This is a genomic window from Devosia litorisediminis (assembly GCF_018334155.1).
Classification (GTDB): Bacteria; Pseudomonadota; Alphaproteobacteria; order Rhizobiales; family Devosiaceae; genus Devosia; species Devosia litorisediminis.
The window spans coordinates 313,001-337,903 of sequence record NZ_JAGXTP010000002.1 but is presented as its reverse complement, the minus strand read 5'-3'; the positions used below and the strand labels follow the sequence as shown (position 1 = coordinate 337,903).

The 24,903-nt window shown below is 61.2% G+C and carries 22 protein-coding genes and 1 pseudogene; 2 read left to right on the top strand and 21 right to left on the bottom strand.

What is annotated here, in order from left to right:
• Positions 1-41: 41 nt before the first annotated feature.
• From KD146_RS14445 to KD146_RS14380, 14 genes and pseudogenes are all read right to left on the bottom strand, one after another.
• On the bottom strand, positions 42-635 hold the full coding sequence (locus KD146_RS14445; RefSeq protein WP_212659519.1) for an SCO family protein: 594 nt from the start codon (positions 633-635) through the stop codon (positions 42-44).
• Positions 635-1,189, bottom strand: coding sequence for a copper chaperone PCu(A)C (locus KD146_RS14440; RefSeq protein WP_212659518.1), 555 nt, complete (start codon positions 1,187-1,189; stop codon positions 635-637). The genes KD146_RS14445 and KD146_RS14440 overlap by 1 nt, the downstream gene beginning before the upstream one ends.
• A 54-nt stretch (positions 1,190-1,243) precedes the next feature.
• Complete coding sequence (locus KD146_RS14435; protein WP_212659517.1) at positions 1,244-1,627, bottom strand: hypothetical protein; 384 nt, start codon at positions 1,625-1,627, stop codon at positions 1,244-1,246.
• Between the two features lie 55 nt (positions 1,628-1,682).
• Positions 1,683-2,594: a LysR family transcriptional regulator gene (locus KD146_RS14430; RefSeq protein WP_212659516.1), complete on the bottom strand. Its 912-nt coding sequence runs from the start codon at positions 2,592-2,594 to the stop codon at positions 1,683-1,685.
• 32 nt (positions 2,595-2,626) lie between these two features.
• A complete protein-coding gene (locus KD146_RS14425; protein ID WP_212659515.1) occupies positions 2,627-3,364 on the bottom strand; it encodes a TSUP family transporter in 738 nt (245 codons plus the stop codon).
• Between the two features lie 119 nt (positions 3,365-3,483).
• Positions 3,484-5,382, bottom strand: coding sequence for an ABC transporter ATP-binding protein (locus KD146_RS14420; protein WP_212659514.1), 1,899 nt, complete (start codon positions 5,380-5,382; stop codon positions 3,484-3,486).
• Positions 5,379-7,235 carry an ABC transporter ATP-binding protein gene (locus tag KD146_RS14415; RefSeq protein WP_427857109.1) on the bottom strand — a complete coding sequence of 619 codons (1,857 nt, stop codon included), beginning with the start codon at positions 7,233-7,235 and terminating at the stop codon, positions 5,379-5,381. Before KD146_RS14415 ends, KD146_RS14420 begins: the two co-directional genes overlap by 4 nt.
• Positions 7,236-7,407: 172 nt before the next feature.
• Positions 7,408-8,388, bottom strand: a complete 981-nt coding sequence (locus KD146_RS14410; protein WP_212659513.1) for an acetyltransferase domain-containing protein — start codon at positions 8,386-8,388, stop codon at positions 7,408-7,410.
• Positions 8,389-8,398: 10 nt separating this feature from the next.
• Positions 8,399-10,249, bottom strand: a complete 1,851-nt coding sequence (recQ, locus tag KD146_RS14405) for a DNA helicase RecQ (RefSeq protein ID WP_212659512.1) — start codon at positions 10,247-10,249, stop codon at positions 8,399-8,401.
• Positions 10,250-10,344: 95 nt separating this feature from the next.
• Positions 10,345-10,512: pseudogene (locus tag KD146_RS14400) on the bottom strand (plasmid stabilization protein); the annotation flags it as partial.
• A gap of 176 nt (positions 10,513-10,688) precedes the next feature.
• Positions 10,689-11,243 (bottom strand): DNA-3-methyladenine glycosylase, encoded by a 555-nt coding sequence (locus tag KD146_RS14395; RefSeq protein WP_212659511.1) that lies wholly within the window; start codon positions 11,241-11,243, stop codon positions 10,689-10,691.
• 79 nt (positions 11,244-11,322) lie between these two features.
• Complete coding sequence (locus tag KD146_RS14390) at positions 11,323-12,384, bottom strand: D-TA family PLP-dependent enzyme (RefSeq protein ID WP_212659510.1); 1,062 nt, start codon at positions 12,382-12,384, stop codon at positions 11,323-11,325.
• Positions 12,381-13,157 carry an SDR family oxidoreductase gene (locus KD146_RS14385; RefSeq protein WP_212659509.1) on the bottom strand — a complete coding sequence of 259 codons (777 nt, stop codon included), beginning with the start codon at positions 13,155-13,157 and terminating at the stop codon, positions 12,381-12,383. Before KD146_RS14385 ends, KD146_RS14390 begins: the two co-directional genes overlap by 4 nt.
• Position 13,158: 1 nt before the next feature.
• Complete coding sequence (locus tag KD146_RS14380) at positions 13,159-13,545, bottom strand: RidA family protein (RefSeq protein WP_212659508.1); 387 nt, start codon at positions 13,543-13,545, stop codon at positions 13,159-13,161.
• 196 nt (positions 13,546-13,741) lie between these two features.
• On the opposite strand from KD146_RS14380, the gene KD146_RS14375 reads away from it, so the two are divergent.
• Complete coding sequence (locus KD146_RS14375) at positions 13,742-15,199, top strand: M81 family metallopeptidase (protein ID WP_212659507.1); 1,458 nt, start codon at positions 13,742-13,744, stop codon at positions 15,197-15,199.
• 154 nt (positions 15,200-15,353) lie between these two features.
• Here the strand turns inward: KD146_RS14375 and KD146_RS14370 are convergent, their stop codons facing one another.
• The 7 genes from KD146_RS14370 to KD146_RS14340 all read right to left on the bottom strand — a co-directional run bounded on the left by KD146_RS14370 (position 15,354) and on the right by KD146_RS14340 (position 23,905).
• Positions 15,354-17,372, bottom strand: a complete 2,019-nt coding sequence (locus KD146_RS14370; protein ID WP_212659650.1) for a beta-N-acetylhexosaminidase — start codon at positions 17,370-17,372, stop codon at positions 15,354-15,356.
• Between the two features lie 171 nt (positions 17,373-17,543).
• On the bottom strand, positions 17,544-18,410 hold the full coding sequence (locus tag KD146_RS14365) for a MurR/RpiR family transcriptional regulator (protein ID WP_212659506.1): 867 nt from the start codon (positions 18,408-18,410) through the stop codon (positions 17,544-17,546).
• A 29-nt stretch (positions 18,411-18,439) separates the two neighbouring features.
• Positions 18,440-19,516 carry an ABC transporter ATP-binding protein gene (locus tag KD146_RS14360; RefSeq protein ID WP_212659505.1) on the bottom strand — a complete coding sequence of 359 codons (1,077 nt, stop codon included), beginning with the start codon at positions 19,514-19,516 and terminating at the stop codon, positions 18,440-18,442.
• 95 nt (positions 19,517-19,611) lie between these two features.
• Positions 19,612-20,832 (bottom strand): ABC transporter substrate-binding protein, encoded by a 1,221-nt coding sequence (locus KD146_RS14355; RefSeq protein WP_427857108.1) that lies wholly within the window; start codon positions 20,830-20,832, stop codon positions 19,612-19,614.
• Positions 20,833-20,919: 87 nt separating this feature from the next.
• The gene (locus tag KD146_RS14350; RefSeq protein WP_212659648.1) at positions 20,920-21,762 is read right to left on the bottom strand and encodes a carbohydrate ABC transporter permease; all 843 of its coding nucleotides are present in this window, start codon (positions 21,760-21,762) and stop codon (positions 20,920-20,922) included.
• 89 nt (positions 21,763-21,851) lie between these two features.
• Positions 21,852-22,739 (bottom strand): carbohydrate ABC transporter permease, encoded by an 888-nt coding sequence (locus tag KD146_RS14345; RefSeq protein WP_212659504.1) that lies wholly within the window; start codon positions 22,737-22,739, stop codon positions 21,852-21,854.
• 11 nt (positions 22,740-22,750) lie between these two features.
• On the bottom strand, positions 22,751-23,905 hold the full coding sequence (locus KD146_RS14340; protein WP_212659647.1) for a Gfo/Idh/MocA family protein: 1,155 nt from the start codon (positions 23,903-23,905) through the stop codon (positions 22,751-22,753).
• Positions 23,906-24,320: 415 nt separating this feature from the next.
• Here KD146_RS14340 and KD146_RS14335 point away from each other — a divergent pair, with 415 nt between their 5' ends.
• Entirely contained in the window at positions 24,321-24,806 is a 486-nt protein-coding gene (locus tag KD146_RS14335) for a hypothetical protein (RefSeq protein WP_212659503.1), read from the top strand.
• Positions 24,807-24,903: the final 97 nt, after the last annotated feature.

Here is a 24,903-nt window from a genome sequence, read left to right as displayed (position 1 = left end):
TAAGCGCCCGGGCTGAACTTAAACAGACCGGGCGCTGGGGATCAGGACTTGGCCAGCAGCATGCGCAGCTTTGCCAGTGCCGTGGTCTGATCTTCGCGATAGGCAATTGTGCCCTGGAATTCGCCGTTGTCGTCGATCAGGAAAACCGAGGCGCTGTGGTCCATGGTGTAATCGTCGCCTTCGAGCGGCACGCGCTCGTAAAAGACAGCCCAGGACCGGGCGATCTTGGCAATTTCCTCGGGCGAGCCGGTCAGGCCGGTAATGCGATCACTGACCCAACCGACATAGTCAGCGAGGATTTCTGGCGTATCGCGTTCTGGATCGACCGTGACGAAGTAGGCGCGCAGATTCTCGCCTTCATCGCCAAGCGCTTCAAACCAACCGGCCATTTCCGCCATGGTTGTGGGGCACACTTCAGGGCAATGGGTGAAACCAAAGAATAGCGCCGAGGGATGGCCCACAAAGATGGTTTCATCCACCGCATTGCCTTTCTGATCAACCAGATCATAGCTCCCCGTGCCAAAGCCCGACGCGGGTTTGGGTGGTTCGCGCAGCAAAAACACCCCGGCTCCGGCCGTCAATGCCAGCGCACCAACCAATCCCCAGAGCCAGAAACGAATGGTCCCAAGGTCCATCAATTGGTGCTTTCGCTGTTCAGGGCGCCATGGTCCATCATGGGCGCAACATCCTGGCTGGCGTCGTGATCCATTTCCATTGCGCCATGCCCTGCACTATCGGCTGCAGTGCCCAGCACGGGCAGTTCGATTTCAACCGAACCGGCCTTCTCAAATACCAGCGTGATGGTGATGCTTTCGCCTTCAACGAAGGCCTGATTGAGACCCATGAACATGATGTGGTAGCCGCCGGGAGCCATGGCCACGGTTGCACCGGCGGGGATTTCCAGCCCTTCGGCCAATTCACGCATTTTCATGACGTCGCCCTGCATGGACATTTCGTGGATCTGGGTGTCGCCAGCTACGCTGGATGTGGCCGAGATGAGACGGTCAGTCTGATCACCTGTATTCTCGATGGTCAGAAAGCCCCCCCCGACCGGCGCATTGGGCAGGGTGGCGCGGGTGAAGGGCGCCGAGATGTTGATTTCACCGAGGTGAACAACACCGTTATGGGCGAAGGCGGGGGTAACGAGCAGAAGAGTGGCCGCAAGGGCGGCGCGCAGCAGAGTGATCATGATGATCTCCGGAAATGGCAGTGTGATTTGAGGCGAGCCCAATGGCTCAGGCGGTCAAACCAGTGCCGGCGGTCCGCGCGGTCCCGATGGTGCGGCAATGATCACAGGCGTCGGGGTCTGCGTCGCAAAGGGGCGCGGGGCCGTCAGGCGTGCGGGGCGCTGCTCGAGTACCAGCGCTGTCGACGTGGGCGCCACCGCGGCAGGCTTGCCAATACCGGTTACGGGACATTTGGTGAGCGAAACGTCGCCGTCCTGCCCATTGGTTTCGAGCGAATTACACAGCACCCAGCCGGTCTGGATGGTGCTGTAGCCGAGTTCCTCAAAGGCCAGTTGGCTGGCGCGGGCTTCGTGCAGCGGCGCCAGAATGGTAAACAGATAGACGGCGAGCACGGCCAGGGCCGTTCCGATTTCTCTGCTGAAGCTGCGCGCGCTGTTCATGGCTCACTCATAGGATGGCGCCGCGGCGCGCGAAAGCGCCGAAATGTCGCAAGCCTCAGATTGAGGGGACGTAGGTTTCGCTGCACAAGGTAATGAAGGTCTTGACCGCGGCCGAGAGCGGCGTCGACTTGCGGCGCGCCACCAGAAGCTGGCGCAATGCCCAAGGCTCCGCCAAAGGGGCGCAGATCAGATCGGTGCCGGCCAGCAGATGCAGGCTGGTCGAGCGTAGAAAGCCGATGCCAAAACCGGCTTCAACCATGCGCACCAGCGCCGGGAAACTCTCGACGCGCAGCGTTTCCGTCAGCGGCTTGTCGGCGGCCTTGGCGGCATCGGCCAGTAGTCGATCAAGCGAGCCGGCGTGATGAATGCCGACAATTGGATGATCGAGCACATCGGCAAAGGCGATATCCTTGCGCGGCTCGATCCGGTCCGCCAGGGCGTGATCGGGCGGCGCCACAACCCACACTCGATCATCCTCAAAAGGTTTGATGTCGAAGCGCGTGAAATCGTAATTGTCCGAGACGATGGCGACATCGGCTCGCCCTTCGTCCAGTGCCAGCAGTGCTTTGGCTGCGCTCATTTCCTGAATATCGAGATCGATGCCGACATGCTTGTCCGCGTAGCGTGCGAGCAATTCGGGCAGCCGCCCGGTGAGTGCCGAACTGGTACAGGCCAGTCGGAGTGCGCCGCGCTGGCCGCTGCCAAAATCGGCCATGACGGCATCGAGGTCGGCAATGGCGCGCAAGACGGTGCGACAACCCTCGGCATAGGACAGACCCGCCGTGGTCAGCCTGACCCCGTGCGCGGAGCGGTCAAACAGGACGACCCCCAGGCGGCTTTCGAGATCGGATACGCGGCGGCTGACAGCCGAAGAGGCAATGCCCTCGCGCTCGGCGGCGCGGCCGATCGAACCGGTATCGGCCAGCAATAGAATCAAGCGCGCGGTAACGCTGTCGAACGGTGTCATCTGGTCTCCTGAGGGCACCATACCCATCAGCGTCAGATCAGCAAGGAAATGCCGCGCAGCAGATAGAAAATCCCTATCGCGGTCACGATCAGTCGCGTCCAGGCGCGGAAATTGGCGTCGGTCAGCCGCTGCAGGATCCAGTGTCCTGCACTGGTGCCAGCAATGGCGAAGGGCGCGGCCAGCGCAATGGCGCCCCATTCAAGCGGGGTCAGGACCTGGGTGGCATTCCAGTAGAACACAACCTTGGCGGCATGGGACACGACCTGGGTGGCCGCCTTGGTGGCAATAACCTTGCGGCGATCCATCTCGGTACGGATGAAGAAGATATCGACGGTGGGGCCGGACACGCCGACCGTCAGGTTCAGCCCACCGCCGAGCAGGCCACAGAAAAATGCGTGCGCTGGCTTGCTGGCATCAAGCGCCAGCCAGTGCTTGGGGATCCAGACCAGAACGGGCAGCAGACCGATGGTGATGCAGACGGTGGCCAGATCGGGCGTGTAACGCACGATGAACAGGATGATGCCCGCCACCAGCAGCCCCAGGCAGATGGTGCCGAGGATTTTCCAGTCGATGAAGGCGCGGGACAGAAAAGCCCGAGAACCATTGGCGACAATCTGGATGGCGCCCTGAACCGCTATTGCAGTGCCCACGGGCAGAATTGTCAGCAGAATGCCCAGAAGTACGAGGCCGCCGGCCATGCCGAAGACGCCCGAGAGTGTTGACGTGGCAAACACTGCCAGCAGCAGCACCGCAGTGATCAAGATCGTCATGCCCGTTTTCCCTCAAAGCTGAGGCTAGTCATGACTGCGCCGGTGGCATGCGCCAAGAACCAATGCGGCATGAGGGGATGCCGAATACGCGCCGGGAAGCGCTGGCCAGCCAGACCGCCTCAGGTTGAGGCGGCCTTCGCGTTGCCCTGGCTCACCAGTTCATCGGGAATGTCGTCAAAGCTGGAATAGTTCATGTTGTAGAGCTTGGCGTAGAGCCCGCCGAGTTCCATCAGTTCGTCATGATTGCCGGTTTCGATCAGTTCGCCATTCTGCAGCACGATGATCCGATCGGCGCCACGAATGGTGGCCAGCCGGTGGGCAATGACCATGCCGGTGCGACCCTCAAGCAGGGTCAACAGCGCCTTCTGAATCTGTCGCTCGGTATAGCTGTCGATATTGGCAGTGGCTTCGTCGAGCACCAGTATCTTGGCGTCGGCCACCAGCGCCCGTGCAAAACTGAGCAATTGCCGCTGGCCTTGCGAGAGGTTGGAGCCGCGCTGTTCGAGCACTGTGTCATAGCCTTCGGGCAGGCGGACGATGAACTCATGCGCTCCCACGGCCTTGGCCGCGTCAATGACGTCTTCAAGAGTAGCCGTACTTTTATTGTAGCGAATGTTCTCGAACACGCTGCCGGTGAACAGGAAGGCCTCCTGGAGCACCATGGCAACCTGTTGACCCAGCGATTCCTGGGTGATGTCGCGGACGTCGTGCCCGCCAACCAGCACGGCGCCCGACTGCACTTCGTAGAAGCGATGCACCAGTGCCATGGCACTGGTCTTGCCCGATCCGGTGGGGCCGACCAGCGCGACGGTCTCGCCCGGCTTGACCTTGAAGCTGACCTTCTTGAGCACCGGACGATCAGCATCATAGGCGAAGTCGACATTGCGGAACTCGACCGAGCCATCCATGTCGCGGGTCAACTCGATCGCGCCGGGCTTGTCGTTGATGGAGGCTGGAATATCGAGCACTTCGGTGATGCGCCGGCCCGAGGTCATTGCCCGCTGCATGATGGAATACTGCATGGTCAGCGAGCGGATCGGATCAAAGAAGCGCTGCACATAGAACAGGAAGGCGACGATGACGCCGACTTCGAGTCCGCCATTGAGCACCAGCGAGCCGCCCACCACCACAACGATGGCCATGGCTGAACCGGTGAGACTGTCGACGATGGGCACCATGACCTGGGCAAAGCGTGAGCCGGTCAGCTGGGTGCGCAAATTGGCGTAGGCCTTGTCATCGAACAGGTCGAAATTGACCTTCTGACGGTCCAGATTCTGCACCGTGCGCACGCCATTGATCCCCTCGGCCATGGCGCCGGCGGTGATCGAATTGGTTTCATGCGCCGCCCAGAAGGCACGCTTGGCGCGGGGCAACCAGAAGATGCGCACCACAAACAGGATGGGCATAGTGGACAGGGTCAGCAGGCCCAGACGAAAATCGAGGCTGAGCAGCACCACCACGATACCGACCAGCAGCACCATGTCGCCGACCGAGATCACCGAGGTTTCCAAAAACTCCTGCATGGAGTTCACATCGCCCTGCAATCGGCTCATCAGGCGGCCGACTTCAGTCTTGTCCATAAAGCTGAGCGAGACACGCTGGAGTTGTGCAAACATGGCGCGGCGCATGTCGAACAGCACGTTTTCAGCAACCTTGCCAACTTCGGTTTCCTGAACGAAGGACGCGCCAAAATTGAACAGGACGGCGATGGCAAAGGCGCCGATGGCCCACAGCAGATTGGTGGCGTTGCCGCCCTGGGTCATGCCGCTATCGATGGCGCGCCCGATGATCAGGGGGATCGCCAGCTGGGTGGTGGTAAACACCAGCACCGCTGCCACGGCCAGATAGATGCGCAGCCTGTAGGGGCGCACAAAGGCCCAGATACGGCGCACCGTTTTGGGGTCATAGGCCTTGCCGAAAATCTCTTCTTCAATGCGGTGGCTGCCGACGCTGGCACGGGGGGGACGCTGACCGGGGAAGGATGCGGTTTCGCGTTCGTCTTGATCAATAGCGCTCATTGGGCTGCGCTCCCGAGTTCGATATCGTCGGTGGGGCGGGTTTGCAGGTCATAGAGCGCGCGATAGCGCCCTCCCAATGCCAGAAGTTCGTCATGCGTGCCCTGTTCGACAATCTTGCCGTTCTCGAGGAACAGAATGGTGTCGGCATGCAGCAGCGAGCTGAGGCGATGGGAGATGACCAGCGTCACCCGGTCCTTGGCGTAACGGCGGATGGCGCTGCGAATACGGTGTTCGGTGCCCGCATCAATGGCCGCGGTGGAATCATCGAACACCATCACTGCTGGCTTGAGCACAAGGCTGCGGGCAATCGACAGGCGCTGGCGCTGCCCACCGGAAAGCGAGACGCCGCGCTCGCCCACCACGGTGTCGTAACCGGCGGGCAGACCCATGATGTAGTTGTGCAGCTGGGCGCTTTCGGCGGCCTTTTCGATCTTGGTCTCCTTGGACCAGGGATCACCGTAGGCGATGTTGTTCTCGATGGTGGTGGTGAACAGGAAGGTATCCTGCTGCACGACGGCCACGGCGCGGCGCAGCGACTGCAGCGTAACCTGACTGACATCCTGACCATCAATGGTGATGGAGCCGCCATCGATGTCATAAAAGCGCGGGATCAGATGCGCCAGCGTCGACTTGCCACTGCCCGGCGCGCCAACAATACCGACCGTCTGGCCGGCCCTGGCTTCAAAGCTGACGCCATCAAGCGTTGCATGGGTGGCGCCGGGATAGGTGAAGCGGACGTCGTTGAAGCGCAGCGTGCCCTTGTCGATGGTGAGGTCGGTGGCGCCCGGCGCGTCATCAATGGCCAGAGGCTCATCGATAAAGCCGAACAGGCGCTCCCCACAGATTGAGGCACGGGCATAGGAATTGACCATCATGCCCAGCTGGCGCACCGGCATCTGCAGAATGGTCATGAAGGTCAGAAAGGTCGCCAGCGTTCCGACGCTGATCTCACCGTCGATCACCTTGTTGCCACCGAACCAGAGCACCAATCCCATTGCGGCAAAGAAGGAAAAGGTCATGGCGCTGGTATTGCGCACACGGACATTGACGCGCTGGTGAGACAACTCAAGCGCCTCGCGCGATGCGGCTTCAAACTTGTCGAGTTCGAAATCCTGCGCCGAGAACGCGCGGACCACGCGAATGCCCCCCAGGTTTTCTTCCATCACCCGGGTCAGTCCACTGAGCTTTTTCTGCAGCGCGATCCAGGTGGTGCGCAGGGTAAGCTGGGCCACCGAAGAGCGCCACGCCACGAAGGGCACAAAACTCAGCGCCAACAGGCCCAGCATCAGGTCGGTGCTCAGCAGCATATAGGCGCCCACTCCGATCAGTACCGAGAGCAGGATGGTGCGGACCAGACCGGTGGCAAAGAACATGCGCACGCCGTCCAGGTCGAGCAGCCCCATGGTGATCAGATCACCGGTATGGACCTTGTCATGATAGGAATAGGAGAGCTTTTGCACCTTGTCGTAAAAGGCCAGGCGCAGTTCATAGCCAACATGATGGCCCACTGATTCAGAGAAATAGTTCTGCAACAGGGTGAAGGCGCCGCGGGCAACCGAGACGCCCAGCAGGGTCATGGCGGTCCACATCAGGGCGGCCTGCGCATCATCGGCCGCTACGGTCAGGATGTTCTGCGCCTGATCAACCGCCTGCCCCAGCAGACGCGGGATCATCAATTGCAGTACCGAGGCGACAATGGTCGCGCCAATCGCCAGCGATGCCTGAAAGGGATGACGCAGGGAAAACAGCGCAATTCGAACCAGAGGACGACGGCCTTTGCCTGCATGTGCGGCGGCCAAATGTGCCCGTGCAACGCCGCGTGAATGGTCGCGGCCAGCCGTGTGGGTGGTCAAGGAAGTATCCAGACTTCAAAATTGTGTGGGGTCCGAACGAGCCGGGCGGCAACCGTCACCGGGGCTCGGACAAATCAACTCGCGTGCGTATTGAATGCCCATTCCGCCTACCATTCAAGATAGAATCTGAGCAAAAAACGCAAATCGCAACGTTCTAGTGCCCGTCAGGACGTTATTGGGTAGCATTGAGCTCGGGATAGATCAGGGCCGAACACTGGCGATTGCTGGCGTCCAGGATGGTCTGTTCCTGGGCCGTCACCATGCCGGTAAACACCGCATTCCAAAGATCGTTCTGCTCCACCCCTTCGAGCCCGCACTGGCAATAGGTGGTGCAGAGCGGGGCCGTGGTGCCGCCCGCCATGCAGGTCGACTGGCAGGCAGCGAGAAAATCGTTCTGCCGCATGGCGATCTCGGGTTGCAGCAGGCCGGCTGCAGGCGCGACGAGCGCCAGCAGGATGGGCTGATGCAGCAGATAGATCAGCAGACTCCAGCGCCCCATGAACGCCAGGGTATTGGCCAGGCGTCCCTGTGGCCTGATGGCCGCGAGTTTTGTGGCCAACGAGGAGGCCAGCACAATGCGCGCAGCAATGATGCCGACCAGTACGACCCCAAACCATGGGAAGAGCGGCACCAGATCGTTGGTGGGTGGTGGCACCTGCCAGAAACCGATCCACGAGTACGGTTTGGCGTTGAACAACGCGTCTGCATAGAGGAATGGCAAAGCGATCACCGCCACGGCCACCCCGATGACCAGCCAGAGCGGCGCGCGCACAAATGCCAGACCCAGCAGGCTGAACAGCGCGATGGCATGCAGCACGCCGAAATAGACGAAGCCATCGGGGAAGACGAGCCAGGTGCCAATGGTTATGGCCAGCCCGCCCAGCACCACGAAGGCCCAGCGTCGCCAAAAGCTGTGCCACCGAATGCCGCTGCCATGACCGAGCACCAGCCCTACCCCGACCAGTGCCAGAAACACCGCGAGGATCGAACGGGCAATGACCACCCATTCGGGGTCGCGGCCGACATCTGGCGCGATGAAGCGGAAGAAGCTGAGATCCCAGCAGAAATGGTATGCCACCATGGCGATGATGGCCATGCCCCGGGCAATGTCGATGACAGCGAAACGGGGGCGGGCGACATGCTGGTCAGTCATGGACAATGGCTCAGTTCTGCAGTGCCAAAACGGCCAGGAAGGCATCGCCATAGCGGTCGAGCTTGGCCTGACCGACACCGGGCAGGTTGAGCATGTCGTGGGGATGGCCGGGCATGGCCAGTGCCATGGCGCGCAGCGTAGCATCGTGGAAAATCACATAGGGCGGCACGCCCTGATCCTTGGCGATGCGCAGACGCTCCTCGCGCAGGGCGTTGAATACGCTCATGGCGGGTTCAGGAAGTTCCACGGCATTGGCCAGTTGGCGACGCACCTCGGTAGCTTTCTTGGGCCTGTCCTTGCGCAGGATTACGCTGCGCTCATGCCTGAACACCGCCCGGGCGCCCTCGCCTAGGGTTAGCGCGCCATGGGCCGCGTGATCGACAACGATGAGGCCCGAGGCCGTCAGCTGCCGGATGACCGATTGCCAGGTGCGCGCGTCGAGATCGGACCCCTGACCGAATACGGCCTGATTCTGATGGCCGAAGCGTTCGACCTTTTCGGTGGATTTGCCCATCAGCACATCAATGACGTGCGCGGCGCCAAAGCGCATGCCGGTGCGGTAAATGGCGGCCAGCGCCTTGATGGCTGCCTCGGTGCCATCCCAGGTTTCCACGGGCGAACGGCAGGTATCGCAATTGCCGCAATTGCCGGGATAGGCCTCGCCAAAATGGCTCAGGATCGCCTTGCGACGACATTCGGCCGTTTCGCAAACGCCGAGCAGGGCGTTGAGCTTACCGTGTTCGAGGCGCTTGACCTCATCGGGGGCATTGCCCTCATCGATCATGCGGCGGCGCTGCACCACATCGGCCATGCCATAGCTCATCCAGGCATCTGATGGCTGGCCATCGCGACCGGCTCGGCCGGTTTCCTGATAATAGGCTTCGATGGAGGCGGGCAGGTCCATATGGGCGACGTAGCGCACGTCGGGCTTGTCGATACCCATACCAAAGGCCACAGTGGCCACGATGCAGATATTTTCTTCCTTAAGGAAGGCGTCCTGATTGGTGTTGCGCATCTCGGCGCTGAGCCCGGCATGATAGGGCAGCGCCGGAATACCCTTGCGCGACAGCCAGTCTGCCGTGTCCTCGACTTTGGCACGGCTGAGGCAATAGACAATGCCCGAGCTGCCCTTGTGCGCCGCCAGGAAACTGAGCAGCTGGTCGCGGGCCTTGTCGCGCTCAACGATGGAATAGGAGATGTTGGGCCGGTCAAAGCTGGTGGTGAAGACCTCAGCGCTTTCCAGCCCTAGACGCTCAATGATGTCTTCGCGCGTTGTCGGATCAGCCGTCGCGGTCAGTGCAATGCGCGGCACGCCGGGGAACAGCTCGGTGAGCTTGGTCAGCTCACGATATTCGGGCCGGAAATCATGCCCCCACTGGCTCACGCAATGGGCTTCATCGATGGCGAACAGGGCTATATCAATGCCCGACAGCATGTTGGCAAAGCCGGGCGTCGCCACGCGTTCGGGCGCCACATAGAGCAGATCGAGTTCGCCGCGCCGCAATTGCCCGCGCACTTCAGCGGATTCGTCAGCGCTCAGCGATGAATTGAGGGCAGCGGCGGCAACACCAGCCTGCTTGAGCGCTTCGACCTGATCGCGCATCAGGGCAATCAGGGGTGAGATGACAATGCCGACACCCGGGCGGCAGATGGCCGGGATCTGGTAGCACATGGACTTGCCAGCACCGGTGGGGAACAGCACCACCGCGTCGCCGCCGGTCACCACATGACTGACGACATCGTGCTGCAGGCCACGAAAGCTCTTATGGCCGAAAACTTCGCGCAGAACCGCGAGCGGGTCGCGCGGCGTCGCCGTGCGCTCCGCCTCGAACAATGCAAAGGCCGATTCTAGTGTGCTCACCCGGCTCTTGAATCACAGGGGTGGGTGCGCCGCAAGGCGTCAGGGGTCACGTGTGGGTGGTATCCACCGCACAAGCGAGCGACCGGTTAGTCGTCGCGGCCCGAACCCGATTTGTTACCCCCGCCATCCTGCTTGTTGACGGTCGCCCAAGCGCGGCGTTCCGCCTCGTCCTTGCCGACGCCCTGCTCCTCGTAGCTATCCTCGATGTGCTCGGCCTTGCGCTTCTGCTTGTCGGTGTAAGCGGATTTATCACCCTGTGGCATGCCTGGCTCCCGAGTTTGAGGTGAGACCAGCGCGGGCGGGATAAGGGCTCGGCTGCCGCTTCGTTGGCCGGGGCGGGAAATCGGAAAAACCACCCCGTTCCCTGTGCCGCCATGTCCGATTGACGCGCGCTGGTCTCGTGCTGGAAAAATTCAGATCCGGGCAAAAAGTTCCCCGATCAACGTAACGGCTTGCTCAAAAAGGGCGAGCCGCGCCGCACGAAACGCCAGGGTGTATCGATCGCCTTGGTAATGCCGATGCGGGGTCCGGCGGCGATATCATGGGCCTGTTCGCGGGGGATCAGCGCAAAGGGCGGCGCGTCGAGCGGCAGGGTGTTCTGAGCCGCATCAATCCCCAGCGCCTGACATATCTTGCCGGGTCCCGAGCAGAGCTGACGCGGCGTAAGCTGACCTCGGCGCGCCTGCATGCGCTCAACCCCATGGGCTGGCTCCAGCGCCCGGATCAGAATGGCGCTGCCGGGCTGGCAAACGAAATTCAGGCACCAGTGAATGCCGTATATCTTGTAGACATAGGCGTGGCCGGGCGGACCAAACATGGCGGCATTGCGCGGTGTCGGCCCGTTAAAGCTGTGTGATGCGGGGTCGGCGCCGTCATAGGCCTCCACCTCCACGATAGGACCGCCAACGCCGTTTACCAGCAGGGTAACGCCGATCAGTTCGGCGGCGACGGTGGCGACGGGACGGTCGAAGAAGGTTTGGTCAACTGCAGTCATCGGCGCGCTTTGCTCCACCTCCTCCCGGCCTCCCCCGTCAAGGGGGAGGGGTCACGCCACACAGGTGGCGCTTACCTCCTCAGCCTACTCGCCCTCGCGCGCCAACCGCGACCGTCTCGACGACGTCATCGCCCGAAATCAGCGTCACATGATCGAACAGATTGCTGACCACGCAGGCGTGGTTGGGGATGATGCGGACGGTGTCGCCGAACTGTGGCTTGTCGGTACAGGCCGACAGATCAATCGTACCGTGCTCTTCGCTTAGCCCGACAATCCGGGCCTCGGGGTATTCCTCGATCAGACCAAAGCCATCCATGCCCAGTGTATCGCTGGTCAGCGCCTTGGAGCCGGCGTCGATAATGGCGCGATCGTCGGTGGGGCGACTGACGATGGTGGCCAGAACCGTCAGGGCGCAATCGTCGAAACCGCCAACGTCTTTGGAAACCTGGAACCGGTCCATATAGATATAGGTGCCGGGGCGATGCTCGGTGGCGGCGGTCACCTCGTGGGCGCGCCAGAGATCGGGTGTACCGCCGTTGGAAATGATAGTTGGTGCCAGATCGGCTGCAATCAGGGCGTCCTGTGCGGCGGACAAAAAGGCCTGATTGGCCTCAACCTGACCGGCAGCGGGATAGGTCATCAACCCGCCGAAAACCAGTCCGGGGGACGCTGCAATCGTCTGCGCCAGCGCCAGCGCTGCCTCGGGACTTTGCACGCCGCAGCGGCCCATGCCGGTATCGCATTCCACCAGCACGGTGAGAGGCTCGGCCGCATCGGCAAAGGTGGCCGAGAGACCAGCGACAGTCTGCGCGCTATCGGCGGTGACGGTGATATGCACGCGCTCATGCAGCGCCTTGAGGCGGGCCAGTTTGGCCGACCCGAGAATGTTGTAGGGCAGGAAGATTTCGGTGATGCCACTATCGGCCATCACCTCGGCTTCACCCAGTTTCTGGACAGTAATACCCACCGCACCCAGATCCATCGCCAGCCGGGCGAACCTTGGGAGCTTGTGGGTCTTGATGTGCGGCCGCAGCTTGAGCCCGTGGCTGTCGGCATAATCCTGTGCGCGCTTGAGATTGGCCTCGACGCGGTCGAGATCAATCAGAACGGCGGGGGTATCAAGGTCGGAAATCTTGCTCATTTGCCCCTCAGGACTTCATCGACGAAACGGAGATTGCCGGCGGTCAGGCCAGCGTCGACAGGCAGCACCGTGCCGGTGATACCCGAAGCGGCGACGCTGGAATAGAACACCGCGGCATTGGCGACTTCGACCGGCAGAACCATGCGTCCCAGTGGATAATGCGGCAGCACATTATCGAGCAGGGTGGGGTCCGCCTCCAGCCGATGATCCCAGGCCGGAGTACGGACCGAACCGGGGCAGATGACATTGGCGCGGACGCCCTGCCCGCCCCGTTCGACCGCGATCGCCCTGGCATAGGCGATCAGCCCGGCCTTGGCGGCCGAATAGGCCGGATTGCCGTAGTGACCCAGCGCATTGACCGAGGAGATGAACACCAGACTGCCGCTGCCCCGCGCGGCCATGGCAGACACGATAGGGTCGGTCATGGCATAGGCGCCATTGAGGTTGATTGCCAGTTCGGCGGCCCAGACATCATCATCGAGTTGATCGAGATGCTCAGCCCGGGTGAAGCCGGCATTGGAGATCACCGCATCGGGCGCGCCATGGGTTGCCAGATAGTCCATCACGGCGGCGCGCGTCGCCTTGGCATCGGCCTGATCGAACAAGAGCCGGGCGCTCAGTTCGCGGTCTTGGAGCATGGCGGCATCCCGATCCGCCCCGACGACAGAGGCGCCGGCTGCACGGAAGGCGGCGACCAGTGACTGGCCGATGCCACCACCGGCGCCGCTGATCAGTACGGTCTTGCCATCAAGGCGGAATGGAGATGGGCTCATGCTACTTTTTGGCCTTGTAGGCGACGCAATCGATCTCGACCTTGCAGTCCACCATCATGTGGCTCTGCACGCAGGCACGGGCGGGCGGGTGCTCGCCGAAATAGCTTTTGTAGACGCCATTGAAGCTCCAGAAATCGCGCGGGTCATCAAGCCAGACGCCGCAGCGCACCACATCTTCAAGACCGTAGCCAGCCTCTTCGAGAATGGCGATGACGTTCTTGATGGTGAGGTGGGTTTCTTCGACAATGCCACCGCGCACGATCTCGCCATCCTTCATGGCCACCTGGCCGGAAACGTAGAGCCAGCCATCGGCTTCGACAGCGCGGGCGAAGGGCAGGTTCTGGCCACCGGCACCGGATTTTTCAGCACCATAGCGTTTGATCGACATAGCGGGTCTCCTGGATGATTTTCTGAAAGGCAATTTCGCTAGAGGGCAGCATAGCGAGCCTAAAGCACGGTTTCATCGACTAATTGCGGACAAAAATGTAAATTTCTTACGTGATTGCACCCCATGGCCTGTGCTAACCTGCTTGAAGGGCACCTCAAGGCCAAGCCCATCGATTTTCATTATTGCGAGTTTCCACGTGCGCGTCTTCACCGCCGCCCTGGCCACTGAAACCAATACGTTTTCTCCTATCGCCATCGACAAGCGGGCGTTTGAAGCCTCGCTTTATGCCAAGGCGGGCGAGCATCCGGCGACGCCGACATTGTGTACGGCGCCGATCACGGTGGGGCGTGCGGTATGCGCCGATCTGGGCTGGACCCTGATCGAGGGCAGCGCCAGCTGGGCCGATCCTGCCGGTCTGGTGGCGCGGGCAACCTATGAAGAACTGCGCGACGAAATTCTTGCGCAATTGCAGGCGGCTATGCCGGTTGACGGCGTGGTGCTGGGGCTGCATGGCGCGATGGTGGCGCAAGGCTATGACGACCCTGAAGGGGATCTGCTGGCACGCGTGCGGGCCATTGTCGGGCCGGATGTGCTGGTCTGTGCCGAGCTTGATCCGCATAGCCATCTGACGGCCAAGCGGGTGAATGCGGCCAACTTCTTCGTGGTGTTCAAGGAATTCCCTCATATCGATTTCGTCGATCGGGCGCGGGATCTGTGGGCCATCGCGGTGCGGGCGCTCAAGGGCGAGATCAAGCCGGTGATGAGCGTGTTCGATTGCCGGATGATCGATGTATTCCCGACCTCCAAGGAGCCGATGCGGGGCTTTGTGAACAAGCTCTATGCGCTGGAGCAATCGGAACCCGATGTGCTGTCGCTATCGGTTATCCATGGCTTCATGGCGGGTGACGTGCCCGAACTGGGCACCAAGATCATCGCCATTACCAACGACAATGCGGCCAAGGGCGACGCCCTCGCCGAGACGCTGGGGCGCGAGTTGTTTGCCCTGCGCGGGACCTTCATGGTGGCGCAGGTGGATGAGCATGCCGCCGTCGATGCGGCCGTGGCTGCGCCGCGCGGGCCTGTGGTGATTGCCGATATGTGGGACAATCCCGGTGGCGGCACGGCGGGCGATGCAACGGTCATTCTAGCAGAGCTGATTGCGCGGGGGATAAGTGACGTTGCGGTGGGCACGATCTGGGACCCGATTGCGGTGCAAATCTGCATGGCAGCGGGCGAAGGTGCTGAAATTCCACTGCGTTTCGGTGCCAAATCAGCGCCACATACCGGCAGTCCGATAGACCAGTTCGTGCGGGTGAACCGGCTGGTGCGGGATGCCGAAATGCGGTTCGGCGAGAGCTATGCGCCCTTTGGTGACGCGGCGTGGATCAGCTTTGCCGGGATTGATGTGATCCTGAACTCTACCCGCGCGCAAAGCTTTGATCCGTCACTGTTTTCCGCGATGGGGATCGATCCGACATCACGCAAGATCCTGCTGATCAAGTCGACCAATCACTTCTACGATTCCTTCTCCAGGATCGCCTCGGAAATCGTTTATTGCGCGGCCGGAAAACCCTATCCAAACACCCCGGCAACCACGCCCTATCGCAAGGCGCGGCGCGATATCTGGCCCATGGTTGAGAACCCCTGGGCCTAAGCATTTACGCGTGACAGGCGAGGCTCTGGCGCTCACACACTGTTAGCGTCGACGCGCTGACGCGTGCAATTGCCATCGCGTGACCAGCCCAATCTCAAGATGCATCCCGGCTTTCGCCGGGATGACATGGAGTGCGTAGAACCGTCTGGTCTTATTAGGCAGACCAGTGGCCGTACATGATGGGCATCAGGCCGACCAGGGATTTGAAGCGATCCCAGCTCTTGCGATCGGGCGCGGTCCAGCCGGCCTCGGCAATGGCCGAAAGACGGGGGAAGACCAGACGATCAAAGATGGCGCGGTCGGTCATGGATTCGCTCCAGATACAGGCCTGCACGCCCATGAGCTTTTCGAGCCCCTGTTCGGAGAAGCCGGCACGCGCTTCGAACTCATAGGTTTCCTGTGGACCAGACCAGCCGGCCCAGCCGGCACCGGGCTCGGCCCAGTCGACGCCATTGGCCATATCGAGATAGTAGCGCTGGCCGGGCGAGACCACGATGTTGAAGCCCTTTTCGGCCAGCGCCGCGTTGATCTCGACATTGCGCCAACCGATGACGAAGCTCTTGTCGGGGTCGACCGCATTGCCATGGGCGGCCTCTTCCCAGCCGCCGGTAATCGCGCCCTTTGACGCGATGTATTCGTGCACGCGGCGGACGAAGGCGGCCTGAATGAGCGCGGTGGGCGAGCCCTCGATTTCGTCGGCGCCGTGATACTCGCTGAGCTTGTTGAACTGGCGCTCATGCTTGGCGCGCATTTCGGGACCGCCGAGCTTTTCGATCATGTCCAGGGCCAGCGGCGAGCCCGACCAGGCGGCCAGCGGCACTTCGTCAGCCCCGAGGTGGAAGATGCCCGCCGGGAACAGCTCAAGGATTTCATCGACCACGGTCTCGACGAATTTATAGACCGGCTCATAGGCCGGGTTCAGGCTATTATTGGGAAAACCCTGCACTGACTGATACTCACCCTGCTCGGCCGGATCGCGCAGCTGCGGCAGCGATTGCAGCGTGGCATAGGAGTGGCCGGGAATGTCGATTTCAGGGATGACGGCGATGGCCAGGCTATCGGCCAGCGCAACGATCTGACGGGCGACGTTCTTGGAATAGTAGCCACCGGTGGGCTGTGGACCAGAGCCAAGCAGCGGCGGCAGGGCCTTGCCGTGACCGCGCCAGGCGCCGATCTCGGTCAGCTCGGGGAATGCCTCGATCTCGATGCGCCAAGCTTCGTCTTCGGACAGGTGCCAGTGAAACTTGTTGAGCTTGTTCCAGGCCATCAGCTTGATGAGCTGGCTGACTTCAGCGGCCGAATAGAACTGGCGCGCCACATCGAGATGGCAGCCGCGATAGGCAAAGCCGGGTTCGTCGGCGATGGTGCCACCGGTGGGGAAGACGAAGGTTTGTGGGTGCTGTCTGGCGCCGCGCAGGATCTGCCCCAGCGTGATCAGACCATAGAGCATGCCCTGACGTGTGGTTGCCGATACGTTGGCGGCAGCTTCATCAAAGGTGATCTCATAGGCTTCGGCGCCCAGGCCCGCTTTGTGCGTGATGGATACGGGCATGCCCGCTTCGGCCGCTGGCCGCACCAGACCTTCAACGGGGAAGAGATCGTCGACCAGCCCAGCGAAGGCAGCTGCGGCCTGGCCCGCATCATCGCCCTGCGGCTGCAGGTCAAAACCCTGTGGCGCGATACGGGCGCCCGTGGTGGCAACCGATTTGGGCCAGGGGATGATCGAGACGGCGACCGGTGCCTTGGCGGGCACAGGGAATTTGGCAGCGCCCTTAAGCAGCGGCGAATTGTGCCCCTTGCCCTGGGTGGGGGCGGTGTCGAGATTGACGATGGTGCCATCGGCCAGTTCGACATAGGCAGCATTGGCGCCATCGCTCCAGTGGCGCAGGCCATAGGACAGGCCCCGGGCCACCGCACGCCAGGTCTCACCCGGCGCCAAAGCAAAGCCATCAGGTGGCGCGATCAGTGTGTAGTTGGAGAGGCGCTTGAGCAGCTTGCCGTTTTCCAGCGTCGCTGTGGGGTCGATGCGAGCGGGGCCTGAAAAGCCCATGGTGAAACCGGAAATGGGCGCGTCACCATGATTGGTGAGCTCAAGCCCATAGGCCAGTCCTTCGGTCTCGGTAGCTGGGGTCCAGGTGGTGGCAAGCGAAAGTGCGATGGGCATGGAAGTCATCCTGGGGAAGTGGAGGAATTGAGATTTGCCGCACATGAGGGCGGCGCCCTCCCCATTCCGGGCAGGGCTGGCAATGGGGGAAACTGGACGGGCGACACACCCCTGCCAGCCTCCCCCATCAAGGGGGAGGTGTCGCGCCGGGCACGGGGGGATTTGGTGCGCCTGCCATCATCAATCCCCGAGGGGTTGGGCGTCATCGCCATCGCGATTGACGACGAGCTGGTGCTTGATGCGGCGCATGCTGGCAACAGCGGATGGCCCCAGTCGGGTCGCCACGGTCTGGGCCAGTACGTCGATGGTCGCGAGGAAGGCATAGCGACCCGGTGTGGGGCGCAGAATATCGGTGTTCTCGTGCCAGTTGATGGGCAGCAGGATATCGGACTGCGCCGAGACCATGGAGGCGGAACGGGTGATGACGATGCGCGTCAGCCCGTATTCACCGGCCACGGTGAGGGTCTTGGCCAGCTGGGCGTTATTGCCTGACAGCGAGAAGGCCACGATGACAGTGCCGGCGGGTGCGGCAGCGGCGCGCATCATCTGGAGCTGGTGATCATCGGTCGAGGCGATCTTGAGACCGAGGCGAAACATGCGGGCCTCGAACTCACCAGCCATCATGGAAGAGGCACCACCCGAGCCGAAGGAGAGGATGTAGCTGGAATTGACCAGGCTTTCGGCGGCGCGCTCGACGGCAGCAAAGTCGAGGTGATCGAAGGTTTCGTAGATGATGGACTGGATGCCATTGACGACGCCCTGAGCGATCTCATGCACGCTTGAAGGCCCGGCGGCAGGCGCGAAGTAGCGCTGTCCGACAAACCGCGACTGCGCCAGCCGCACCTTGAAATCGGCATAGCTGTCGCAGCCCAGCCGACGACAGAAGCGGGTGACGGTGGGGGGGGACACATCGGCCTGGGCGGCCAGATCAACGATGGAGAGCTTGAGAACGCTATCAACGTCGGCCAGCACGATTTCGGTCAGGGCACGCTCGGAACGAGTGAATTCGTTCTTTTCGGTCTGCAGCAGTCCAACAATATCGAGCATGGTCACCTCCCCGGCGCGTGATGTGCCGTTCAGTAGACCGCCAGACCCGCCTGATCAAACAGGTGCACCTGGCTGCGCGCGAAACTGATTTGAGATGGCGCGCCTTCGGGAATCTGCGGATCGCCCTCGAACAGGGCGATGAAGTTCTCGCCAGCGGGGAGCGTCGAATAGCTCACGGTATGGATGCCGAGCTGCTCGACGATATTGGGCGTGATCGAGAGGGTGAAGTCACCCGTGCCCAGCTGAAGATGCTCTGGACGGATACCCACAGTCACCGTCTGGCCGGCAATGGCGGTTGCGGTGCGCGGCAGATCCAGCGTGCCGAGCGCGCCCAGATCGATGGTCGCGGTGGTGCCATCGGCCTTGCTGACCGTGCCGGAGATGAAGTTCATCTTGGGGCTGCCGATGAAGCCGGCAACAAAGAGATTGTCGGGCTTGTGATACAGCTCGAGCGGCGAGCCGACCTGGGAAATCTGCCCGGCATCAAGCACCACGATCTTGTCGGCCATGGTCATGGCTTCGACCTGATCATGGGTGACATAGACCATGGTGGAGCCCAGGCGCTTGTGCAGCTCCATCAGCTCGATGCGCATTTCGGAGCGCAGGGCGGCGTCGAGATTGGACAGGGGTTCGTCGAACAGGAAGATCTTGGGCTGGCGCACAATGGCGCGGCCAATGGCAACGCGCTGGCGCTGGCCACCCGAAAGCTGGCCGGGGCGATGCTGCAGGCGCGATTCCAGCTGCAGCACCTTGGCGGCAGCGTCAACGCGCGCCGCGACTTCAGCATTGGGCAGCTTTTCCACGCGCAGGGGGAAAGCGATGTTTTCGTATACGGTCATGTGCGGGTAGAGCGCGTAGCTCTGGAACACCATGGCGATGCCGCGCTGCACGGGTGGCAGATCATTGACCACCTTGCCGCTGATTTCGATCTCGCCTTCGCTGACGTCCTCAAGACCGGCAATCATGCGGAGCAGTGTGGACTTGCCACAGCCGGACGGGCCGACAAAGACCACGAATTCACCTTCGGATACCTCCAGATCGATGCCCTTGATGATGCGGGCTTCGTTGAAGGACTTTTCGAGGCGTTTGAGGCTGAGCTGCGACATGGGTCGTCTCCGGTCGGCGGACTGGTCCGCGGGCAGGCGATGGGAAAGAAGGTGCCGCCGCCCCGGTGCAGGGACGGCGGCCAGGTCGGAGGACCTTACTTGTACTGCTCGAGTTCGCCAGCAGCCTTGGTGAGGGCTTCTTCTGGCGTGGCAGCGTCAGTCACAACGGACTGAACCATTTCGATCATGGTGTTCTGCAGGCCGACATAGTCGGTGAACAGAGGCTCAGGACCACCGAATTCGATGCCGTCCAGGAATGGCTTCCAGTAGGGCTTTTCGGCGACCAGTGCGTCGGTCTGTGGCTGCAGTGGGCGCAGTGGGGTCAGGCCCTGGGCCATTTCAGCATCCCACTGACGCTCAGGCGCAGTGATGAACTTGGCCAGGCTGATGGCCTGCTCTTCAACCCCGGTACCCTTGAACACGGCCAGCGAGTCAGTGATCAGCAGCGTGCCGGGACCCTTGGCATCGGGACCCAGTGGCAGTGGCGCCACGCCCCAGTTCATGCCGGCTTCTTCACCGCGCAGAGCGGCACCAACGCTGGCTTCGATCATGGCAACGCCACCGTCGAGCCAGATGGCACGGACTTCGTTCTGCTCGTAAGCGGTCGGACCTTCTTCTGCATAGGCAGTGATGTCATGCAGAGCGGTCAGGGCCGCCAGGACCTGTGGGCTGTCGGCAACAATATTGCCATCGGCGTCGATGATCTGGCCGTCATTGGTGTAAACCCAGTGCAAGAACTGGTGCATGGTGTTGTCGAAGGTCTTGGCGACAACGCCATAGCCGGCAGCGTCGGTGTTTTCCGAAATCTGCTTGGCGAAAGCGATCTTTTCTTCCCAGGTCTTGGGCGCAACTTCAGGATCGAGGCCTGCGGCTTCGAACAGGTCCTTGTTCCAGAACAGGGCCTTGGTCGAGAAGGCAACCGGCACGCCCCACTGAGTGCCGTCAAAGGTGACGGTGTCGGGCACGTAGTTGTAGTAGCCGGCTTTTTCTTCATCGGTCATCGGCACGGGCACGATGAGGTCGTTGAGCGCAAACTGCTTGAGGGTACGCGAGCCAACATAGGCCAGCGAAACGGGCGTGCCAGCAGCGGCCAAGGTGGTCACCTTGTCCTGGCACTGGCCCCAACCGACGATCTCGGGAGCGACCTTGTAACCTGGGTTGGCAGCTTCCCATTCGGCGAAGTATTCGGCGTAACCAGCGGTCAGCTCGTCACCACAGTTGATGAAGCTGATTTCCTTGTCCTGGGCGAAGGCAGCGGGTGTTGCAACGGCGACAGCCAGCAACGATACCGCGGTCAGTGCGATAGTCTTTTTCACTTTGTAGTCTCCCTTTTGTGTGCGCCCCGAGAGGCGACTTCCCTCAACCGGGATCGCTAGACCCCGATCTCGATTCCCTTGGTGGTCTTACTGCTTGATGGCACCGGCGGTGAGGCCGGCAACCAGGTAGCGCTGCAGGAACACGATGACGATCATGACCGGCAGGATTCCGATGAAACTGGCTGCCATCAACTCGTTCCAGATCACTTCCTGCTTGCCGAAGAAGGCGAAGAGGCCAACCGGCAGGGGCATGAATTCTGTCTTGGAGTTGAAGGTCAGGGCGAAGATGAACTGCTGCGCATAGGCACCGATAAAGGTCATGATGGCGACCACCACGATGCCCGGCATGGCCAGAGGCAGAATGACCCGGCGCAGCGTGTAGAGACGGGATGCGCCATCGACCCATGCGGCCTCATCCAACTCCTTGGGAATGCGCATCATGTAGGTGCGCAGCAGCCAGATGGAGCTGGGGATCAGGAAGGCGGCGCCCGGCACGATCATGGCCCAGTAGGTATTGAGCAGGCCCAGCTGGCGCATCAGGCGGAACAGCGGGATCAGCAGCACGGCGCCCGAGAACATGTTGACCGCCAGAAAGCCGCCCAGCATCAGGCTGGAGCCGGTAAACTGGAAACGGGCAAAGGCGTAGGAGGCCGGCACCACAATGACCACCACGATCAGCGTGACGACGCTGGAGATGAAGAAGGAATTGAAGATGTGCATGCCCAGCATGGGGACCGATTCCCACATGCTGAAATAGGCATCGAACGACCCGTTCTTGGGCAGGAAGCTGTAGGGCGTGGAGAACAGCAGCGCGAGGGGCTTAAGCGACACCAGGAAGCCTTCGATGAAAGGCGCCAGGATGAAGAACAGGAACACCGCCATGCCCATATACATCAGCGCCGTTTCATACCATTTGTAGCGGTCGATCATCGGCTTGGTGGAGCGGGCGCGGCGCGGCTTCGGCTTGACCAGCGCCTTGCTGTCGACTGCAGCGACTTCGGTGGTGCGGGCGACGTCACTCATTTGGCTTCTCCCTGCGCGAGCTTCCGGACGGCGCGGAAATAGACGATGCAGAACAGCGACACGAAGATGCAGATCACCACGGCGCGCGCAGCGCCTTCGCCGTATTTGCGGCTGCCCATGGCGGTCTTGTAGGTGTCGATGATCATGGTGGTGGTGGTGCCCGAAGGACCGCCCTGGGTCAGGATCCAGATGATGTCGAACGAGTTGAAGGTGGCGATCATGCTGAGCAGGCTCATGGTCAGCAGGGCAGGCACCAGCAGCGGCAGGGTGATGCGGCGGAAGCGATAGCCACGCCCGGCACCATCGGTCCAGGCAGCCTCATAGAGATCCTTGGGGATCGATTGCATGGCGGCCAGCATGTAGATGGTGACCATGGGAATGCCGATCCACACATCGGTGACGATGGTGGCCCAGAAGGCGCTGTCGCCATAGGCGAGGATCGGCCAGGGCTTGTCGATGATACCGAAGTTCTGCAGCAGGCCCGAGATCATGCCGAACTGGCCGTTATACATCCAGCCCCACATGAAGATGCCGATGGCCATGGGAACGATCCAGGGCGGCATGATCAGGATGCGGAAGATGGCCTGACCGGGAATGGCGGCATTGAGCAGGGTGGCGCCCAGCGTGCCGATGATCATCTTGGCGGCAACCGAAAAGAAGGTCCAGATGAAGGTACGGATGATGACTTCGGTGAAATTGCCAGCGCCGAAGATGCGCTCGTAATTGGCCCAGCCAACCCAGTCCGAAGTGGGGCGGAGCGACGCATTGGTGAAGGACAGCACCACTGTGTCGAACAGCGGATAGGCCACGATGATCAGGATATAGATGAGAGCCGGAGCCAGCAGGGCCAGGGCAAACAGTGAAGCGCTTCTTGTGCTGGTCATCGGCTTGTCTCCTAGCCCGCTTTGCCAAGGGCGGCGTCGAATTGCTGCCAGATGGGGGTCATGTCGATGACGGATCGGGTGCGCATGGCGCGATCCATGGTCAGAGCCAGCAAGCCGGCCTCGAGTGCATCGGTGATCGAGACGGGCAATGGATCGCCATCCAGGACGTGATTGAGGATGTCCTCGGCCATCTGCTCATCGGCACCATAATGCTGGCTGAGCTCGCTGATCTTGTAGGTGGTGTCGACCAGTCGCTCGGATGTACGGCTGTCAGTGACGCGCAGGAAATTGCGGATGAAATCGCCCTCGGCCATGCCCTTGGCGCCCATGACGGCGAAGCGGCGGAAATCATCGGGGACGTTGAGATTGGTGTGGAAGGTCAGCGCGGCGCCATTGGCGTATTGCACCATGGCAGTCTGGAAATCGATGATGTCGCCATCACTGTCAAAGACCTTGTCGCTACCCTGCCAGCCACTGGGCTTGCGGTGATAGACTTCCATGTCGTTGATGCCGACATTTTGCGGGGCATTGGCCGGCACGAAGGTGCGGCGACCGCCAAAGCTGGAGACATATTGCGGGCGGCAGCCCATCACGCCGTTGTAGAGATCAAGGTCGTGACAGCATTTTTCGAGCATGAAACTGCCCGAATAGCGCTCATAGCGGCGCCAGTCGCGCATGAAGAAAGCGCCGTGATAGGGCGGAATGTGTTCGGAAGCCTCGATTGAGGTGACATCGCCCAGATGGCCCTCGGCCTGCATCCTGCGCAGATCGACATAAAGCGGCGCGTAGCGCAGCACCAGGCCAACCATCAGATTGTCGGAGCCGTACTGAGCGATCAGCCCGGCGATTTCCATGGTGTCTTCAATGGAGGTGACGACTGGCTTTTCGGTGAAGATCTTGAGGCCGCGTTCAAGGCCGATGCGAATGTGTTCGAGATGGAGATGGTTGGGCGAGCCCACCATCAGCAGATCAAGCGGCTCACTGTCGAGCATGGCCTCGAGGCTATCAAACTGGGCGCCGACATCGACACCATATTCGCTCGCATAGGGCAGACCAGCCGGCGCCGGATCCACATATCCGGCAATAGAGAAGTCATCCCGGGCGGCGGAAAAAACCCGCGCCAGATAGCCCAAACGATAGCCGAGGCCGATGATGCCTACCCGCATATTAGTGCCCGTCATCCCTGTACTGCCCGCCAAACTCTGCTGGTTTGGTCGTGCTTTCTGTAAACGATTTTCAAGATTAGGATCGTTCTGAAAGCAATGTCAACACGAATCCGCCGCAATAACAATACCAATATAAGCCACTTGAGCGATTTGCCTAAAGAGGCAGCGTTTTGGCGCATTTCTGGGCGTTGTACTGGGGCTTTTCGCGCTTATGAATGTGGACAAGCCGCGACTTAACGCGCAGATTGTCCAGATTGGTATTCATGTGGGCTTGAAAAATTACCTCTACCCAGATGACAGCTTTGAAAATTTGGAACACAAATAGCGACGCGACGCCATCGCATTGAAAATCGGCGTTCTCTGGCGCAGCACCGAACCAAGCCCCGCACGATCACAGCACAGACACGAGACAATCATGAGCAGCACCAACCCTTTCCCCCATGACGCCGACCGCAGCGCAATCTGGACCATGCTGGTGGAGCGCGACATTGCGGCGTTCGTTGCAGCGGACTGGAGCATGGTGGATGGCGATTTCGTCAAAGAGGGCTTTCTGGGAATCAATGGCGGCAAATCGGGCAACCCCGATGACTGGCGCATCAGCTACCCCACGCTTGAGGCCTATCGCGATGACTGGCTCAACCAGGCGCGGGAAAGCCAAAAGCTGGACTATGCTGAAGACGTGCTGGCCGGCATTCATCGCGCCACCTCGCTAAGCGAAATCGAGATCAGCGGCGACATTGCCATTGCGCACAAGAAGTTCGACGGCGAAATCGCGCTGAGCGATGGCGGCAAGGACGTGCTGAACTGGCAGACCCTGTATTTCTGCCGCAAGGTGGACGGGCAGTGGAAGCTGACCGGCTTCACTGGCTACCTTCCCTATCCCATGGGCAAGGCAGGGTAGCGCCATCTGCTTGCGCCCATGCGGGGAGGAAATGAGGGTGGAGTTATTCAGGCACTATTCCTGAGGCCCACCCACCCCGGCCCTTCCCATCAAGGGG

Excerpts from the sequence above, each read along its gene's own strand:
- KD146_RS14335 (WP_212659503.1), top strand. The coding sequence starts at position 24,321 with ATGAGCAGCACCAACCCTTTCCCCCATGACGCCGACCGCAGCGCAATC.
- KD146_RS14430 (WP_212659516.1), bottom strand. The coding sequence starts at position 2,594 with ATGACACCGTTCGACAGCGTTACCGCGCGCTTGATTCTATTGCTGGCC.
- KD146_RS14440 (WP_212659518.1), bottom strand. The coding sequence starts at position 1,189 with ATGATCACTCTGCTGCGCGCCGCCCTTGCGGCCACTCTTCTGCTCGTT.
- KD146_RS14390 (WP_212659510.1), bottom strand. The coding sequence starts at position 12,384 with ATGAGCAAGATTTCCGACCTTGATACCCCCGCCGTTCTGATTGATCTC.
- KD146_RS14345 (WP_212659504.1), bottom strand. The coding sequence starts at position 22,739 with ATGACCAGCACAAGAAGCGCTTCACTGTTTGCCCTGGCCCTGCTGGCT.
- KD146_RS14435 (WP_212659517.1), bottom strand. The coding sequence starts at position 1,627 with ATGAACAGCGCGCGCAGCTTCAGCAGAGAAATCGGAACGGCCCTGGCC.
- KD146_RS14395 (WP_212659511.1), bottom strand. The coding sequence starts at position 11,243 with ATGACTGCAGTTGACCAAACCTTCTTCGACCGTCCCGTCGCCACCGTC.
- KD146_RS14350 (WP_212659648.1), bottom strand. The coding sequence starts at position 21,762 with ATGATCGACCGCTACAAATGGTATGAAACGGCGCTGATGTATATGGGC.
- KD146_RS14370 (WP_212659650.1), bottom strand. The coding sequence starts at position 17,372 with ATGACTTCCATGCCCATCGCACTTTCGCTTGCCACCACCTGGACCCCA.
- KD146_RS14360 (WP_212659505.1), bottom strand. The coding sequence starts at position 19,516 with ATGTCGCAGCTCAGCCTCAAACGCCTCGAAAAGTCCTTCAACGAAGCC.
- KD146_RS14420 (WP_212659514.1), bottom strand. The coding sequence starts at position 5,382 with ATGAGCGCTATTGATCAAGACGAACGCGAAACCGCATCCTTCCCCGGT.
- KD146_RS14410 (WP_212659513.1), bottom strand. The coding sequence starts at position 8,388 with ATGACTGACCAGCATGTCGCCCGCCCCCGTTTCGCTGTCATCGACATT.
- KD146_RS14380 (WP_212659508.1), bottom strand. The coding sequence starts at position 13,545 with ATGTCGATCAAACGCTATGGTGCTGAAAAATCCGGTGCCGGTGGCCAG.
- KD146_RS14385 (WP_212659509.1), bottom strand. The coding sequence starts at position 13,157 with ATGAGCCCATCTCCATTCCGCCTTGATGGCAAGACCGTACTGATCAGC.
- KD146_RS14340 (WP_212659647.1), bottom strand. The coding sequence starts at position 23,905 with ATGCGGGTAGGCATCATCGGCCTCGGCTATCGTTTGGGCTATCTGGCG.
- KD146_RS14445 (WP_212659519.1), bottom strand. The coding sequence starts at position 635 with ATGGACCTTGGGACCATTCGTTTCTGGCTCTGGGGATTGGTTGGTGCG.
- KD146_RS14425 (WP_212659515.1), bottom strand. The coding sequence starts at position 3,364 with ATGACGATCTTGATCACTGCGGTGCTGCTGCTGGCAGTGTTTGCCACG.
- KD146_RS14365 (WP_212659506.1), bottom strand. The coding sequence starts at position 18,410 with ATGCTCGATATTGTTGGACTGCTGCAGACCGAAAAGAACGAATTCACT.